At 70.8% G+C, this 15402-nt stretch carries 11 protein-coding genes; 6 read left to right on the top strand and 5 right to left on the bottom strand.

Features of this window, described 5'->3' with window-relative positions:
- Window positions 1-975, bottom strand: a 975-nt coding sequence (locus GXW71_RS29810; protein ID WP_211856363.1) for a CinA family nicotinamide mononucleotide deamidase-related protein, incomplete at its 3' end; no start/stop codon positions are given.
- A 45-nt stretch (window positions 976-1020) separates the two neighbouring features.
- Here GXW71_RS29810 and GXW71_RS29815 point away from each other — a divergent pair.
- The gene (locus GXW71_RS29815; RefSeq protein ID WP_211856364.1) at window positions 1021-1506 is read left to right on the top strand and encodes a flavodoxin family protein; all 486 of its coding nucleotides are present in this window, start codon (window positions 1021-1023) and stop codon (window positions 1504-1506) included.
- A gap of 80 nt (window positions 1507-1586) precedes the next feature.
- Window positions 1587-3752, top strand: a complete 2166-nt coding sequence (locus GXW71_RS29820) for a M48 family metalloprotease (protein ID WP_211856365.1) — start codon at window positions 1587-1589, stop codon at window positions 3750-3752.
- 46 nt (window positions 3753-3798) lie between these two features.
- On the opposite strand, the gene GXW71_RS29825 is transcribed toward GXW71_RS29820, so the two are convergent.
- Complete coding sequence (locus tag GXW71_RS29825) at window positions 3799-4245, bottom strand: hypothetical protein (protein ID WP_211856366.1); 447 nt, start codon at window positions 4243-4245, stop codon at window positions 3799-3801.
- Between the two features lie 187 nt (window positions 4246-4432).
- Between GXW71_RS29825 and GXW71_RS29830 the strand changes: the two genes are divergently transcribed.
- Both GXW71_RS29830 and GXW71_RS29835 read left to right on the top strand, forming a co-directional pair.
- A complete protein-coding gene (locus GXW71_RS29830) occupies window positions 4433-7450 on the top strand; it encodes a caspase family protein (RefSeq protein WP_211856367.1) in 3018 nt (1005 codons plus the stop codon).
- Window positions 7447-7683 carry a type VI secretion system ImpA family N-terminal domain-containing protein gene (locus tag GXW71_RS29835; protein WP_211856368.1) on the top strand — a complete coding sequence of 79 codons (237 nt, stop codon included), beginning with the start codon at window positions 7447-7449 and terminating at the stop codon, window positions 7681-7683. Before GXW71_RS29830 ends, GXW71_RS29835 begins: the two co-directional genes overlap by 4 nt.
- Before the next feature lie 21 nt (window positions 7684-7704).
- Here the strand turns inward: GXW71_RS29835 and GXW71_RS29840 are convergent, their stop codons facing one another.
- The gene (locus GXW71_RS29840) at window positions 7705-8877 is read right to left on the bottom strand and encodes a helix-turn-helix transcriptional regulator (RefSeq protein ID WP_211856369.1); all 1173 of its coding nucleotides are present in this window, start codon (window positions 8875-8877) and stop codon (window positions 7705-7707) included.
- 299 nt (window positions 8878-9176) lie between these two features.
- Between GXW71_RS29840 and GXW71_RS29845 the strand changes: the two genes are divergently transcribed.
- A complete protein-coding gene (locus GXW71_RS29845; RefSeq protein WP_367617397.1) occupies window positions 9177-9785 on the top strand; it encodes a LysE family transporter in 609 nt (202 codons plus the stop codon).
- Window positions 9786-9901: 116 nt separating this feature from the next.
- Here GXW71_RS29845 and GXW71_RS29850 read toward each other — a convergent pair whose 3' ends face one another.
- Complete coding sequence (locus GXW71_RS29850; protein ID WP_211856371.1) at window positions 9902-11737, bottom strand: type VI secretion system protein TssA; 1836 nt, start codon at window positions 11735-11737, stop codon at window positions 9902-9904.
- A 228-nt stretch (window positions 11738-11965) separates the two neighbouring features.
- Between GXW71_RS29850 and GXW71_RS29855 the strand changes: the two genes are divergently transcribed.
- The gene (locus GXW71_RS29855) at window positions 11966-14419 is read left to right on the top strand and encodes a serine/threonine-protein kinase (protein ID WP_211856372.1); all 2454 of its coding nucleotides are present in this window, start codon (window positions 11966-11968) and stop codon (window positions 14417-14419) included.
- A gap of 70 nt (window positions 14420-14489) precedes the next feature.
- On the opposite strand, the gene GXW71_RS29860 is transcribed toward GXW71_RS29855, so the two are convergent.
- A complete protein-coding gene (locus tag GXW71_RS29860; protein WP_211856373.1) occupies window positions 14490-15125 on the bottom strand; it encodes a peptidoglycan recognition protein family protein in 636 nt (211 codons plus the stop codon).
- Between the last annotated feature and the right edge of the window lie 277 nt (window positions 15126-15402).

Below are 15402 nucleotides of genomic sequence, written 5' to 3' on the forward strand. Positions count from 1 at the left end.
CTCCGCCCGCAGCGCCGCGGCCTGCGCCACCGCCGCGGCGCCATGCGCCTCCAGCGGCGGCAGCACCAGGCCGCGGCGGAACCGCGTCTCCGCGCCCGGCACCTGCACCAGCCGCTGTGCGATGCCGCCGCCGGTCAGCGTCTCCACGACCGCCAGCCTCCCCTCGCCGAGCGCATCGATCACGACGCCTTCCAAGGTCTGCTCATCCTCGGCGACGATGAAGTTGCCGAGGCGCTGGCGCACCGCCGCTTCCAGCGGCGCGAGGATCGCCTCCAGCGCCGCGGCATCGGGGCCGCGCACGGCGAGTTTGGTCTCGAGCTGCGGGTAGTGGGCCTGGAAGCCAAGCTTCACCGCGCCCGGCGGCGCCATCGCCTCGAGCCCCGCCAGCATCTGGTCGGCCCGGCTCTCGCCCACGCCGAAGGAGTGGAAGCGCTTGAGGCGCGTGACACCGGCAAGCCCGGCCTTCGCCAGCAGCCGCGGGATGATCTGCTCGTCGAGCATGCGCCGCATTTCCCGCGGCACGCCCGGGGTGAAGTAGAAGCGGGCGTCCGCGATGGTCACCGCGAAGCCGCAGGCGGTGCCGATGGGGTTGTCGATGAACTCCGCCCCCTCCGGCAGCATGGCCTGCTTGCGGTTGTTCGGCGGCATGGGCCGGTTGCGCCGGGCATAGAAGCCCTCCATCCGTTCCAGCCAGGGCGCGTGCAGCACCAGGGGCACGCCCACCGCCTCCGCCGCCACCTCCTGGCTCAGGTCATCGACCGTCGGCCCCAGGCCGCCATTGACGATGACGACATCCGCCCGCGCCGCGGCCTGCCGGAAGGCGGCCTGCAGCGCCCCGCGATCATCGCCCACCGTGGTGCCCCAGGCGACGCCGAGATCGACCTCGACCAGCCTCCGGGCGATATGGCTGTAGTTGGTGTTGATGGTCTTGCCGGAGAGGATCTCGTCGCCGGTGCAGAGGATCTCGATGCGCATGGGTGTCCCTTCCCTCGGCGCCAGGATAGCCGGAAGGTGGCGGCAATGAAGTCGCTGCTTGTCGTTTATCACTCCAACACCGGCGGCACGCGCCAGATGGCCGAGGCCCTGGCGCGCGGCGCCGCCGCGGAAGCGCGGGTGCAGGTGCTGCACGCGGCGGCGGCGGGGCCGGAGGAGATGCTGGCGGCCGAAGGCTATGCGCTGGCCACGCCGGAGACCCTGGCCGCCATCTCCGGCCCGATGAAGGATTTCCTCGACCGCTGCTACTACCCGCTGCTCGGGCGCGTCGAGGGACGGCCCTACGCCCTGCTGGTATGCGCCGGCAGCGACGGGCAGAACGCCATCCGCCAGTTGCAGCGCATCGCCACCGGCTGGCGGCTGCGGGCGGTCGCCGAGCCGGTCCTGGTCTGCACGGGGGCGCAGACGCCGGAGGCGATCCTGGCGCCGAAGGTCGTCCCGGCCGCCGAGCTCGCCCGCTGCGAGCAGCTCGGCACCGCCTTCGCCGCGGGGCTGGCGATGGGAATCTACTAGGGGAGTTGGGGGCGGTTCCGCGCCTCCGGCTCCCAGGCTAGCTTGGCGCCGCCCCGCGCAGCTCGGAGAAGGCAGAGACCATGTCCAACCCTGAGGGCGCCCGGAGCCGCCGCGCTACCCTCGGCCTGCTGCTCATCACCGTGCTGCTGCCTCTGGCCTTCCTCGGCCTCGGCTTGTGGGAATGGCAGCGTGGAAGTGCGGATCTGGAAGCCCGCGCCTTGCAGCGGGACCGGATGGCGAAGGTCGTCGCGACGCTGGAGGCCTGGCCCGCCGCCGCCAATGGCAGCCCCGATGCCGGCGCACGGTTCCGCCGCGACGGCCGGACCTATGCCGGGCCGCTCGCCTTGTCGCAGGCGAAGGAGGCGCTCGACGACGCGGAAGACACCTTGGCGCTGGCACGCTTCCGGCGGTACCTGCCGCCGGTCCTGATCCTCTGCGCCGCCCTCGCGGCCGGGCTCTCGATCCTCGCCCTTCTGGGCGCGGCGCTGCTCGGTCGCACCGGGCGCCGCTCGCGCGAAGCATTGGTGCGCGGCTTCGGCTTCGTCCGCCATGCGCTGCCGCCGCTGCTCGGGCTGCAGGTGCTGCTGGCGGCCATCGTCATCGTCGCGGCCGTCGCCTTCGAGGCATCGGCGATCCTGCAAGCCGGAGCCTTGACCACGGACGGCGTCAAGCTCCTGGCGATCGCGGCGGTCGTCGTCGGCGCCAGCCTCTGGACCGCGGGCAAGGCGCTGATGCAGTTGCGGCGGACGGTCGGCATCTTCACGCCGGACCCGCTGCCGGTTCCCGGTCGCGCCGTCTCAGCCGAGGAGGCGCCGGGCCTCTGGCGCCTGCTGGACGACCTGGCCGCACGGCTCGGCGCGCTGCGGCCGGACAATGTCGTGGTCGGGCTCACCGGCGGCGTCTTCGTCAGCTCGGGCCCGAAGGTCCTGGAACCGGGCGGCGGCGCCATCGGCGGCCGGACGCTCTACCTGCCGCTCCCCCTGCTGCCGCTGCTGCGGGAAGACGAGGTGGCCACCATCATCGGCCACGAGCTGGCGCACTTCTCCGGCGGGGACACCGAGTACAGCCTGCGCTTCCTGCCGATCTACGCCGGGGTCGGCCGCTCGCTCGATGCCGTGCTGCTGGCCGGGGCGCAGCACGACGGCTCGGTCTCGCTGCTGACCCGCCCCGCGCTGCGGCTCGGCGTCTTCGTCATGGACCAGTTCCACCTCGCCGTCATGCACTGGAGCCGCCTGCGCGAGTTCGCGGCGGACGCCGCCGGGGCCGAGGTGACCTCGGCCGACGCCGCTGCGCGCGCCCTGCTGCGCGTCACCGCCGCGCAGCCACGGATCGACGAGGCGTTGGAGACCGCCTACCGCGCCCCGGACGACGCGCCGCGGGATCTCGTCGCCGCCGCCCTCGGCCACGCCGCCGAACGCGGCTTGGACAGCGCGGCCGACCATCTGGAGGAACGGCAGGCGCACCCGACGGACACCCACCCGACGACCCGCCAGCGCCTCGATGCCCTCGGGCGCGCAGCGACGCCCGCGCTGCTGGCGGAGGCCGCGGCCGCGCCGGCGCAGGAGGCGCTGTCCCGCCTCTCCGCCTACTTCGCCGACCCCGGGGCGCTTTGCCGCGAGGCGAGCGACGACTTCCTGGAGGCAGCGCGGCAGCATGCAGAGGCCACGCGGGCGGCGCTGGAGGCCACCGCGGCGGGTATCGGCACCGAGGCGGTGGCGCTGCACGAGAACACCCGGGGAGGCGGGTTCACCCTCATCGGCTTCGGCGGCGCCCTCGCCCTCGTCGCCCTGGTCCTGGTGGCGATCGGCCTGCCCGCCACCGAGGGCAGGGAGGCGTGGATCGCGATCGCCGGGGCCGGCGGGGTGGGGCTGGTCTTCATCGTCTTCGGCATCGGCATGCTGCGCCGGGGCGACACGCCCTTCCTGGTCCTGGGGCCGGAGGCCATGGCGGTCGCCGGGCTCGACCGGCCGATCGCCTGGGAGCACGTGCTCGAGCTCGACATGAGCATGGACAAGGGCCGCGTCGTCACCCGCCTCCGGCTGCCGCCCGAGGCGCCCTTCCCGGCGCGCCTGCCAGGCGGCCGGCGCGTGAAGCTCGACCCGAAGCGGCGCGCCGTGACCTTCGCGGCGGGCCCGCCGCGCGGCCTGAAGGCCCAGGGCTTCGCCGAGCTCGTCTGGCGCTACCGCGCCGCCGCCGCGGCACGGGCGCTCCTCGCCAGGGAGGCGAGCGCGGCGGTGTTCGAATGATCTGCCCGGCTTAGCGCGCGCGTCGCATGCGGCCTGCGCCGCCTCTCTACTTCCCGGCACCGGCCGTTGCCGCGACGTCCTGCGCCAGCTCCAGGCAGGTGCGGATCGCCTGCATCCTCGCATCGCCGTTCGATGGTGAGTCGACGAACTGGCGCCCGGCCGTGAGCTCGGCATCCGCCAGCGCTTGGCCCAGACCGACCTCCCTGCTCGCCGACTGACCCATGTGACGCAGAATGGTCTCTCCATCCATCGCCAGTTGGACGGCGTTCACGCTGGCGTTGCCTGCGGATCCGCGTTCGGCGGCCAGGCCCAGGACGCCGGTGCATCGCAAGGAGACCCGGGCGAATTGTTCCATGCCGCGGATGGCGGAAAGCCGTGCCACGAAGCCTGGGCCGTAGGAGGCGGATGCCGCAGGCGCCGCACCATTCCCGCCGACCGTGCCGGCGCAGGCGGCAAGGCTGGCGATCGAGACGGCGATTACCGAGAGGCGCATCCTGTCCTCGACCTCCTGCGCTTGGAACACCGGACCTTGCAACGCACTACCGTGTCGCGTGGGGTCGCACCTCCTCCGATCGGAGGAGGTGCTCCGCCGCGCCGCCCCCTAGCCTGCACACGGCGACGCGCCATGGCGTCCGGCCAGGCCGTCCCTGGCTGCCGCGAGCCGTCGGAGGGTTACAGCGATGATCCGTCTCATGGTCGTGGCAACTTGGCTGCTGGCGGCATGCCTGGGTCCGGCCGCGCCTGCCAGGGCGCAGCCGCAACCGGCGACACCGCTGCTGCGCATCGAGACCGGCGGGCATTCCTCGGCCACGACCAGCGCCGCCGCGGATGCAGCCGGGCGGGTGATGGTGACGGTCAGCCACGACAAGACGGCGCGGATCTGGTCGCTGCCGGACCTGCGCCCGATCGGCGTGCTGCGGCCGCAGATCGGCGAGAACGAGGAGGGCTTTCTGTACGCCGCAGCAGTCTCCCCCGACGGCCGGATGGCCGCGGTCGGAGGATGGCTCGGGCAGCGCGCGCGCGATGGCGTCCTCCTGTTCGACCTGCAGACCCGGCAACCGGTGCGGCGCCTGGATGGCATGCCGGATGCCGTCAACGCACTCGCCTTCTCGCCGGACGGACAGCGTCTGGCGGTGGGTCTCGGCACCGGCGGCATGCGTCTGTTCCGCGTCCGGGATGGGCAACCGATCGCCGAGGATCGCGCCTATGGCGGCATGGTCGCGGATCTCGGCTTCGCGCCGGATGGCCGGTTGGCGTCATCATCGTCCGATGGCGGATTGCGGCTCTACGATGCGGCGGGGCGCCGGCTCCGGCAGGTGCGGACCGAGGTCGGCCGCCCGCCGGCCCGGATCCGCTTCAGCCCGGACGGGCAATTGCTCGCGGTTGGTTACGAGGCGATCGCCGTGGAGGTACGCGGCGGCTCCTCCCTTGATCTTCGGGTCAGGCCCGATGTCGCCGGCATCCCCCGGACCCTGGGGGCGGCCGAGCTGAGCTTGAGTTCGGTCGCCTGGAGCAGTGACGGACGCACGGTCTACGCCAGCGGCTCGGTCTGGGGCGGTGATCGTGGCCCGGTGCTGGAATGGTCGGATGCGGGCCGCGGCCAGCGCCGGATGGCGCGGCACGCGTTCCCGAATGCGACATCGGAGATGTTGGTGCTCGCCGACGGGCGCATGGCCCTCCTCTCGACCTATGGCGAAATGGCCGTGCTGGACCGCGATGGCGTCCGGCAATCCGAGCGGGCGCAGAGCACCGGCGACCTGGCCAACCCCCCTGGCGGATTGGAGGCGCCCGCACGGCGGCTGCGGCTGTCGCGCGATGGCGGCACGGTGGAATGGGTGTTCTATGACGCGCAGGACCGCTGGCTGCGCTTCGATGCCGGACGCGGCGAACTCACCATCGATGGGGCGCCGCGCGCGGGTCTGGCCGATTGGGCTGCCGAAGCCGCAGGCCTGCGCGCGGCAAGCTGGGACTACGGCAGCAGCCCCACATTGAACGGCCAGAGGCTCCCGATCGCGCAACGGGAAAATGCGAGGAGCATCGCGGTGACACCCGGGCGGGTGCTGCTCGGCACCGAGTGGTACCTGCGCCTGTTCAACGGGGAGAGGCGCCAGATCTGGGCCCGGTCGGTGCCAGGTTCCGCATACCGGATCAACCAGTCGCCCGATGGCCGGCTGGCCGTCGCGGCGCTTGGCGATGGTACCATCCGCTGGTACCGGCTGCGGGACGGGGTGGAGCTTCTGGCGCTCTTCGTCACGCCCGATGCGCAGCGCTGGGTGGCCTTCACGCCGGCCGGCCACTACGCGGCCTCGCCGGGAGGCGAGGACCTGATCGGCTGGCACCTGAACCGCGGCCCCGATCAGGCGGCGGATTTCTTCGGTGTTGGCCGTTTCCGGGATCGCTTCTATCGCCCCGATGTCATCGAGCGCGTGCTGACCGCGCTGGATGTCACCGAGGCGCTGCGCCAGGCCGACGCGGCCCGCGGCAAGCAGACGCAGGCAGCGCCCGACTTGCGTCGGGAGCTGCCGCCGGTCGTCACGATCCTTTCGCCGCGCGACGGCAGCCAGGTGAGTGGTGAGGAGGTGGTGATCCGCTACAGCCTGCGTTCGCCTTCCGGCCAACCGGTGCGGAGCGTACGGGTGCTGCTGGACGGCAGGCCGGCGCCGGCCGCGCGTGGGCTCGACCTGGCTACACTGCGGCGGGACAGGGCCGCGGCGGAAGAGGAGGAGCGGCAGGTGACGGTCCCGATCCAACCGGGGCGGACGGTGGACGTCGCGTTGCTGGCCGCGACTGACGATCGCACCAGCGAACCGGCGCGGCTGCGCCTGATCGGCCCAGCACCCGTGCCGGCGGCCCCCCTACCCTCGCCGCCCCGGACCGGGCCCGCTGGCCTGTCCGCCGCGCCGGCGCCGGCCGCAGCGCCGACCGCCATGACCGCGCTGCTGCCGCGACTGAACGCGGTGCTGGTCGGTGTCTCCGACTACGCCGATCCGGAGCTGCGGCTGAGCTATGCGGCCAAGGACGCACGCGACCTCGCCGAGGCGCTCGCGGCGCAGCGGGACCGCGGGCTGTACCGGGAGGTGAACCTGCGGGTGCTGACCGACCGGGAGGCGACGCGCGGCGGCGTGCTGGACGCGCTGGACTGGCTACGGCGACAGACCACGAGCAACGACGTGGCGCTGGTCTTCCTGGCCGGGCATGGCCTGCCGGACGAGGGCCGCACCTTCTTCCTCCCGGTGGATGGCGATCCGGAGCGGCTGTTCTCGACGGCCGTGGCGCAGACCGACCTGCAGGGCATGTTGTCGCGCGTCCCCGGGCGGGTGGTGGCCTTCGTCGACATCTGCCACGCCGGCAGCGCGGTGCTGGCGCAGAATCAGCGCGGGGCGCGGACGCGGCCGGACATGACGGCCTTCGTGAACCAGCTCCGCGAGCCGGGCAGCGGGTTGATCGTCTTCGCCGCGGCCACCTCCCGCCAGCCGGCGGTGGAGCTGCCGGCGCTCGGCAACGGCGCCTTCACCGCGGCGCTGCTGGAGGGGCTGCGAGGGGCGGCCGATCTGAACCGCGATGGGGCCGTGCGCACCGACGAGCTGAACGTCTTCGTGGCCGACCGGGTCCGCGCCTTCACCAATGGCCGCCAACACCCGGTGATGCAGCGGCCGGGCGACGTGCCGGACTTCCCGCTGCTCGCCGCCGGACAATGAGGAGGCGCCGACCATGGCGGACCATCTGCCTTGGCGAGCGGAGCAAGGATTTCGAAGTCGCCGCCTGGCTGACCGAGGCTCTCGTCCGGCTCGATGGGCTGCCTGGCCTCAGCATGGGCGCGAAGCTCATCTCCGGCCTGCTGGGGGGTGGTGCGAGACGCACTCGGGCCGCTCGCCCTTATCGGTGCGGAACACTGCACGCGAGGCGCGCTGGCTCTTCGCGTGGTGCGTGACGCTTCGGTGGCGGTGACCTATCACCCCTCGCCGCGGGCCGGAGGCGGAGCGCTGGTGGGCATCGACGCCAGGAGGCGCACAAGTCCCAGTTGGGAGCGGACGCCGATCTTGTCGAAACAGCGCGACAGGTGGGTCTTCACCGTGGTCAGCGCGACGCCGAGGGCCGCCGCCGCCTGAGGCCCGCTGAGCCCGCCCGCAATCAGCACCGCCACGCGCGCCTCCGCGGCGGTCAGCCCGAAGGCCGCCCCGGCCGCCTCCGCCGACGCCAGCGGCTGCAGCGCGGGATCGATGACCAGCACGAGTGCCCGCGCCGATTCCGTCAATTCCCAGAGCGCGAAGGCAGGCGGCGGCAGCGGTACCAGCATGACAGTCAGAGGCGGCAGACCGGATGGGCGAGTGAGCCGCAGCGGTGGTCGCAACACCTCATCGCCTCCCGCCGCGACCGAGAGCGCCTCGGTCACCGCGCGCGACAAGGCCTTGGTCTCCGCGGGCAAGCGGGCAGCGAGGCGCAGGCCGCCTTCGCGGTCGGTCATCAGCCCGTCACGCTGGCGCAGCAGCGCCTCGGCCGCGGGATTGGCATGGCTGATGCGGCCCCCACGATCCAGCAACAGCGCCGGGCCGGGCATCAATTGCAACACCCGCGCCAATTGCCGCGTGCCGTCGGCGTAGCGGCCGAGGGCGAGTGACGTCTCGAGGGCACGCGAGAGATGCGGCGCCAGCCGGCTGAACCGCCGCAGCCTCTCCCCTGCATTCTCCGAACCGTGCCGCGTCAGGGTGAAGCCGAAGCCACCGAGGCCACCATGGTCCCCAAGGACGGCCTCCTTCACGCTCAGGTTGTCGTCGATGCCCTGCGGCGCCAGGATGTCGGCGTGGAAGGCACTGCGGCGGAGCGCGCCGGCGTCGATGAGGCTGTTGACGACGACAGGCTTGCCGGGGGGTAGGCCGGCCATCGCGTTGGTCCAGGGATTATTCTGGAGATAGCGCTCGATGGACAGCGCGCTGAGATCCTCGCGCAGCCGGCCGGTGACCAGGAAGCTCTGCTGGCCGCGCGGGGCGACATAGGCGAGCATGCCGCCGGTGGCGCCGAGATGGTCGGCGACGCGCGTCAGGACCTCGGGCCAGAGTTCAGGCTGGGCGCCGGCAGAATAGACAACGTCAAGCAGCGCAGCGCCTCGTCTGGATCGCAGGGCCATGCGATGTCTCCTTGATGCCGCACTGCAGCATGGCTGCGATCCATCCGGCAGAGCAACTTTTTGCGAGACGGGCCCTATCCGGGACGGCGGAGCAAGCAACACGCTACCTGCCTCCCGGCGGGGAATGTTACGGGCGCGGTCACACCTCCTTGATAGACGCCACCAATCGGCCGCCGAAGGTTTCGGGTCCTCCGACCGTATGATGCGATATCGTATCATGTTGGGCTGACTGCCACCCCATCGGCCGATGGGGTTCACACGTGTCTGGATCATCCCTTCTCGTTCTGCTGACTGGCTTGGTGCCCGCCTATGCTCTGGTCCTGACGACACCAGGGCCGAACCTCCTGGTGATCCTCCGCGCGGGTTTGTCGGGCTCGGGTCATGCTGTCGCCGCGGCGGCACTTGGCATAGGCACGGGCGCTGGCCTGGCCGCGTTGTGCGCGGTGCTCGCCGCGATGCTGCTGACGCGTGAAGCTACCCGCCTTGATGCAATGGAAATCATCGGGCGCGTGATGTTCGCGTTGCTATTGGCGCGAGCGGGGTGGCGCAGCATCCGGCGGGCAAGCCGAACAGCGGAAGCGGCGGAGTTTGCCTCCCACGGCAGTCCGATGACCCAATTCGGCTTTGGCGTGCTGGCTGCCATCAGCAACCCGTTGACGGTGCCATTCTTCGCCACGTTCTTCCTGGGCCATCGCGAGACGCGGGAGCTTGAGATCGCATTGGCGGCCTGCGGGGTGATCGTGTTGATGGCAGCTGGCTGGTTCGTCGCGCTCGGCTTGCTGTTGGCCAGGCACAATGCGCGACGTTCCACCGGCGGACGTGCTCGCTGGCCCGAGATCGCGATCGGCTGCGCCCTTCTTGCTTGCGCGTGCGCAGCCGTCTGGCCGCTCTATCAGCAGTCGATGTGAGGCGCCGTGAACCTGCGAGGCGCCTTGGACGGGGCGGTGGCGGCATCCGCGAGATCAACCCCAGTCGGCGCATGGGTGTCGGCGCATGGGTATCGGAGCATGGCTGGCTCGGTCGATCAGGCGGAGTCACCGCTCCGTCCTTGAGGCGCATGAGCCGCCCCATCGGATAGTTCGGCGCTTCGGTTGGCGTGCCACTGGCGGGAACCGATATCCGCGAGCGGACCGAGGGCTTGGCCAACAGCCCACTGAATACTCCCCAGCGTGTAAAAGATCGAATGTATGCCGACTGATCCCAACGAAAATCGAACCTCGGCCTTGGCCGCCAGGCTTTCCAGGGCATCGCTGGGGACCGAGAGCTGATCGAGGAGCGTATGCAAGGGCGCAGTGTCGGCCTGCGCGCGCGCGTGAAGCAATTCAAGGTCGTCGGTGCCCCGCGCGATCCGGAGCAGCCTGTGCTCTTCGTGTTTGAAGGTGATGTCGCTGGCTGCCACCCAATCGCTCAAGAGAACAGGACGGCCGTCGGCGCGATGGAAGAGCGGCAGCAGACGCAGCTGCTGATCGATCGTGCCCTCGCCCCATCCCAATCCGATCGACCGATCACCCATGGCCTCAAGAGGCAGCCTACGATTGTCGAATTCCGCGCCATGCTCCGCATCTGCGTCCGCGCGGGGGAAGCCATTGTCCCAATACTGGTCCAACAGGCCGGAGAGAAGTTCGGCGCCCGCCGCCAGGCCAGGCAGCCCGTCGAGGCGGACCAGCGCCTCGGTCAGCCAGGCGGCGGCCTCGAAATCCTTGCTCCACTTCTCCAGGCATAGAATCGAGAGGCGCTTCACGTCGCGCCATCCGGCCATCGACGCGGCCCGGTCAGCGTCGGGATGCCCATCGAGGAAGGCACGTTCCTGCTCCCGCGCGGCGGTCCGGGCATCTCGCAAAGCCCAGTAGAGCGAGGCATGCTCGATGCGCAGGTCCAGGCCGCCGCCATCGTCGCCCAGTGGGGCCAGTAGCGCGGGCAGGTCGATCACGGCGTTCGCCAAGACCGATGCTGTCGTGGCCTCTTTTCTGCGGCGCCTCTCGATCAAGGCAGAACCGACCTCGGCGAACGGGCCCAGTGCGCGCCGCACTTCCTCCTGGATTTGTCTCAGCGCATCGACAATCTCGCGAGGTCCGCAAGCCTGATCCATGAAGCGCTCGCCGGCCCTGTCCTGCACGTCGCCCCATGCGGACCTTGCCTCGGTGAGGTCGGCAAGAAAGGCCCGCAGCGTCTCGGCGTCAGCCTGAGCATCGACATGCAGCACGGCCAGGTCGTCGACGCCCTTTGCCAAAAGCCAGAGTCGATGCGAGTCGGACTGGTATGTGGCCCGGATGGCCCTGTTCCAGTCGCGAAGGTAGACATCGCTTCCATCAGCGCGTCGGAACAGCGGTAGGAGTCGAAGCGGCTGCAGGACAGTGCCGAGGCCGTCGAAGCTCAGGCCGCGAGAACCGCCGCCCATGGCGTCGAGGGGCAGGAGACGAGCTTCGAACCGCGCGTCTTCGTCCGCTTCCTCGTCCGGGCGTGGGAAGCCGCTCTCCCAGTACTGATCCAGCAGGCCGGACAGGAGCTCTGCGCCCGCCCGGAGGCCGGGCAGCCCGTCGAGCCGGACCAGCGCCTCGGTGACCCAGGCGGCCAGTTCGAAGTCCTTGCTTCGCTCGCGCAGACACAGGATGCCGAGCCGCTTCACCTCCCGCCATGCCACAAGGGCCGCCTCGCGATCGGCCCAGGGGTCATCGCGATCCACCGCGCGTTCCTGCTCCCGGGCTGCGGTGCGCGCGTCCCGCAGCGCCCAATAGAGCGACGCATCCTTGACGCGCAAATCCGCCCCCGCGCCATTCTCGCCGATCGGCGCAAGCAGCGCGGGCACATCAATTACTGAGAGCGGCATGATCGCTGCGTCCTCATGGTCCAGCGCCAGCAACGGGAAGTCCGGTACCCCTCAGAGGGTGCGGACACGCCATCAGGGATGAAGAAATTCAATGCTAGCAACGCCTTGGGCGGAGCGCCTCCTCCGATCGGAGGAGGCGCTTCCTCGCGCGACCCGGTAGTGCCACCTGGCAGACTCGCGAGCGCCGGAGGCCGAGGGGAGATGCGTCGCTGAGGCGACACACCGCCCGCACGTCTCCGCACTGAGCCTCACAGGATCTCGATGACCCAGCGGGGTGCGATGCTTCCGGCCGAGCTATCCTGGAAATACGAGGTGCTACGCACGCTCGGCGCCGGCGCCATGGGCACCGTCCTCGAGGCCATGCACCGAAACATCCGGCGCAGGGTCGCCATCAAAGTTGTGAAGCTTGCCCCGGCGGACGACCCCGAGGGTCATGAGGCCCATGAGCGCTTCCGGCGTGAGGCCATGGCAGCCGGGAACCTCACGCACGCGAACATCGTCACAGTCCATGACTATGGCGAGAATGCCGAAGCCGCATGGATCGTGATGGAGGTGGTCGAGGGCGGCAGCCTCAAGGATCTGATCGACAACAAAGAGCGCTTCGCGGTCCACGACGTGGTGCGGATCATGGCGCAGGTGCTGTCCGCCCTCGCGTACTCGCACCAGAACAAGGTGGTGCACCGGGACATCAAGCCCGCCAACATCATGATGACGTCGAAGGGTCCGGACGCCATCGTGAAGATCGCCGACTTCGGCATCGCCCGGATCGAGAACTCCTCGATGACCCAGATCGGCACGCTGATCGGCACGCCCCCCTACATGGCGCCCGAGCAGTTCCGCGGCGAGCCGGTCGACGCGCGCGCCGACATCTGGGCGGCGGGCGTCGTGCTCTACCAGCTCCTGACCGGGGAAAGACCGTTCGAGGGTGGCTTCGCCGCGGTGATGCACAAGGTGCTGAACACCGAACCGGCGCCTCCGTCGCAACTGGCGGTCACAGTGCCGCGGGCCTTCGACGCAGTCATCGCGCGCGCCCTCGCCAAACGCCCCGATGAACGGTTCCAGACGGCAGACGCCTTCGCCAAGGCGATCCGCACAGCCCTCTCCGCACCGACCGGAGGGGGGGACGCTCCGCCGCCACCGCCCGACAGCGAGGCCACCCTGGTCGTCCCCGCCCATGCCGCGGGCTCCGGAGGCGGCCTGCCGGGCATTGACCTGCCAGGCATAGACGAAAGCGCCGCGCCAGACCGGACCGGGTCCGGACAGCGGCAAGACACGAAGCGGCACACGACGCGCACAACCGCGCGGGACATGCAGCCGGATACGACCGGGGGAACCCGCCCGCGGCTCCCCATCATCCTCGGCGGCACCGGCGGCCTTGCGGCGATAGCTGTCGCGGCCTGGTTCCTCATCTCCCCGTCCGGACCGACGTCCGAGGACCTGGCGCGGCAATTCGAGCAGGCGCGCCAAGCCGAGCTGGTCAGCGAGCAGGAAACCCGGCGGATAGCCGCAGACGCCGCGCGCCAGGCGGAGCTGGCCCGGCAACAGGAAGCCGAGCGCCAGGCGGAAGCCGCCCGGCTCGAGAGGGGTCGGCAGGCCGAGCTCGCACGCCTTTCTGATACGGCCCGCCAGCGGCGTCTGACGGATCAGGAACAAGGCCGCCAGGAGGAGCTCTTCAGCCAGCAAGTCCAGGCGCACCAGGCCGAGGCTGCCAGGCAGGCCGAGGCTGCCAGGCAGGCAGCCGGGGCCGCACGGCGGGCCGAGCTGGCGCGACAGGTCTCGGAGGCGGCGCGCATCGCCCAGATTGCCCGCCAGCGAGGCATCGCCGGCGAGCAGAAGGACGCCGTACGCGAGGCGGAGCTGGGCCGCCGCCACGAGGCCGCCCGGCAGGCGGAGCAGGCGCTGCAGCAGGAAGCCGACCGCCAGGCCGAGCAGGCGCGTCAGGTGCAACTGGCCACCGCACAGGACGCGGAGCGGCGCGCGGCAGAGCTGCCCCGGCAGCAGGAGGCGGAGCGGAAGCGCCAGGCCGACTGGGAGCGCGAGAGGCAGGACGCGCTTGCGCGGCCGGACTTCCCGGCCGCGGCAGCCGCCGCCGTCGCAGCCGCGAGCTGCGGCCTGCTGACATGGACGGCGGGCGATCAGAGCCTCTCCATCAGCGGCGTCCTCCGTCGCGGCGCGGATGCCGCAATCCGCCAGGCGCTGGCCGCGCGCAACGTGCCGGAGGGCGCGTCCCGGCTGGCCCTGCAGAGCTTCGACGGCCCCTACTGTGGCGCCCTCGACCAGTTCCGCCCGTTCGTGGCGCAGGGCGACAACGCGCCGCGCGTCTCGGTCGTCGGCACGCAGCCCCTCCTGATGGGGCAGCTGCTGAGGCTCGACATCCAGATGCCGCAGTGGCCTGCCTACCTCCACGTCGCCTACTTCATGATCGACGGCAAGATGGCAAACCTGGTGTCTTCCGAGTACCAGCAGGCAAGCGCGCGTGTCCGAATCGGCGAGCCCCGCGGCAACTTCACTGGCTGGCCAGTGTACGAACCCTTCGGCACCGATCTGGCGGTGGTGATCGTCTCCGACCAGCCCCTGTTCGCGACCGCGCGCCCCGTCGAGGAGCAGCAGGATGTCTACCTCGCAGCACTCTCGACCGCGCTGCGCAACGCCCGGATGGCAGGCAGCCGCGTATTGCTGCGACCGATCGTGGTGGAGACGGCGCGCACCCACTGAGCCCGGTGCTGCCGGGCCCATAGCAGCCGTTGGCTTGCCTGGGCGCCTCTGCACCCGAATGCTGCTTCCCCTACCGCCCCACCGCCTGCTCCAGCACCCGCGGCGGCCGTCCATAGAGGCGCGCCTGGCGCGCGAGGTCGCCGAGTTGGCCGATGATGCCGTCACCCGGGCAGGATTTCGGGGTGAAGGGCTTGGACTTGTTCTCGGGCTTCGCGCGCCAGACCACCTGGATGAACTTGTGGCAGGTGATGCCGGGCAGGGTCGGGTCGCCGGGATCCGCCGCGCTGGTGCCGGTCGGGGCGAGTGCCACCGAAGGATGCTCCCGCGCGATCCAGGCGATCAGCCGCGCGCCGTAGTGCAACTGGTCGCCGGTCAGCGGGTGCGGGTGATCGCCCGCGAATTCGATATGCACCGATCCCGTGGTGAGCCAGCCGGTGCCATAGGCGGCGTCATTGGTGTCGACGAACTGGATCACCCGCCCGTCCAGCTCCACCACGAAATGCGCGGAGAGGTACTTCACCCCCATCTTCGCCCGCACCTCCGCGCTGCTCCAGGTGGCATAGGCGCTGCCCGCCTGGTTGGTGTTCTTCATGCCGCCCGCGGTGACATGCACGACGACGCGGCTGACATCGCCGTTCTTGCCGCGCCCGACATTCGCGGTGTCGGTCAGCCACATCGTGTCGTCATTGTCCGGGTACACGCCCATGCTGCCTGCCCTCCTGGCTGCGGAGGACGAAGCTTGGCCCGCGATGCGCGCATGCTCTGTGACCCCGCGCACGCAACCGCGGGTTCCGTCGCCGGGCACGATCTCCGCCCGCCGCGGGCGCGTCCCGCAACTTTAACCATATGGTCACAGATCCCTGCTTAACTGCTCGCATCGGGCTTGTGGCACGCCGCAGGGCCGCGTTCGGCGTCGCGCGTTAAGCCCGCGTCAAGTACCCCGCTGTAGTCCTCCCGGCGCTTCTCAGCTCCGGGACGATCGC

Origin of the sequence: Plastoroseomonas hellenica (assembly GCF_018129085.1) — a bacterium.
Classification (GTDB): domain Bacteria; phylum Pseudomonadota; class Alphaproteobacteria; order Acetobacterales; family Acetobacteraceae; genus Plastoroseomonas; species Plastoroseomonas hellenica.

Coding starts and splice junctions, on each gene's coding strand:
- GXW71_RS29815 (WP_211856364.1), top strand. CDS start 1,021: ATGAAGTCGCTGCTTGTCGTTTATCACTCCAACACCGGCGGCACGCGC.
- GXW71_RS29820 (WP_211856365.1), top strand. CDS start 1,587: ATGTCCAACCCTGAGGGCGCCCGGAGCCGCCGCGCTACCCTCGGCCTG.
- GXW71_RS29825 (WP_211856366.1), bottom strand. CDS start 4,245: ATGCGCCTCTCGGTAATCGCCGTCTCGATCGCCAGCCTTGCCGCCTGC.
- GXW71_RS29830 (WP_211856367.1), top strand. CDS start 4,433: ATGATCCGTCTCATGGTCGTGGCAACTTGGCTGCTGGCGGCATGCCTG.
- GXW71_RS29835 (WP_211856368.1), top strand. CDS start 7,447: ATGAGGAGGCGCCGACCATGGCGGACCATCTGCCTTGGCGAGCGGAGC.
- GXW71_RS29840 (WP_211856369.1), bottom strand. CDS start 8,877: ATGGCCCTGCGATCCAGACGAGGCGCTGCGCTGCTTGACGTTGTCTAT.
- GXW71_RS29855 (WP_211856372.1), top strand. CDS start 11,966: ATGACCCAGCGGGGTGCGATGCTTCCGGCCGAGCTATCCTGGAAATAC.
- GXW71_RS29860 (WP_211856373.1), bottom strand. CDS start 15,125: ATGGGCGTGTACCCGGACAATGACGACACGATGTGGCTGACCGACACC.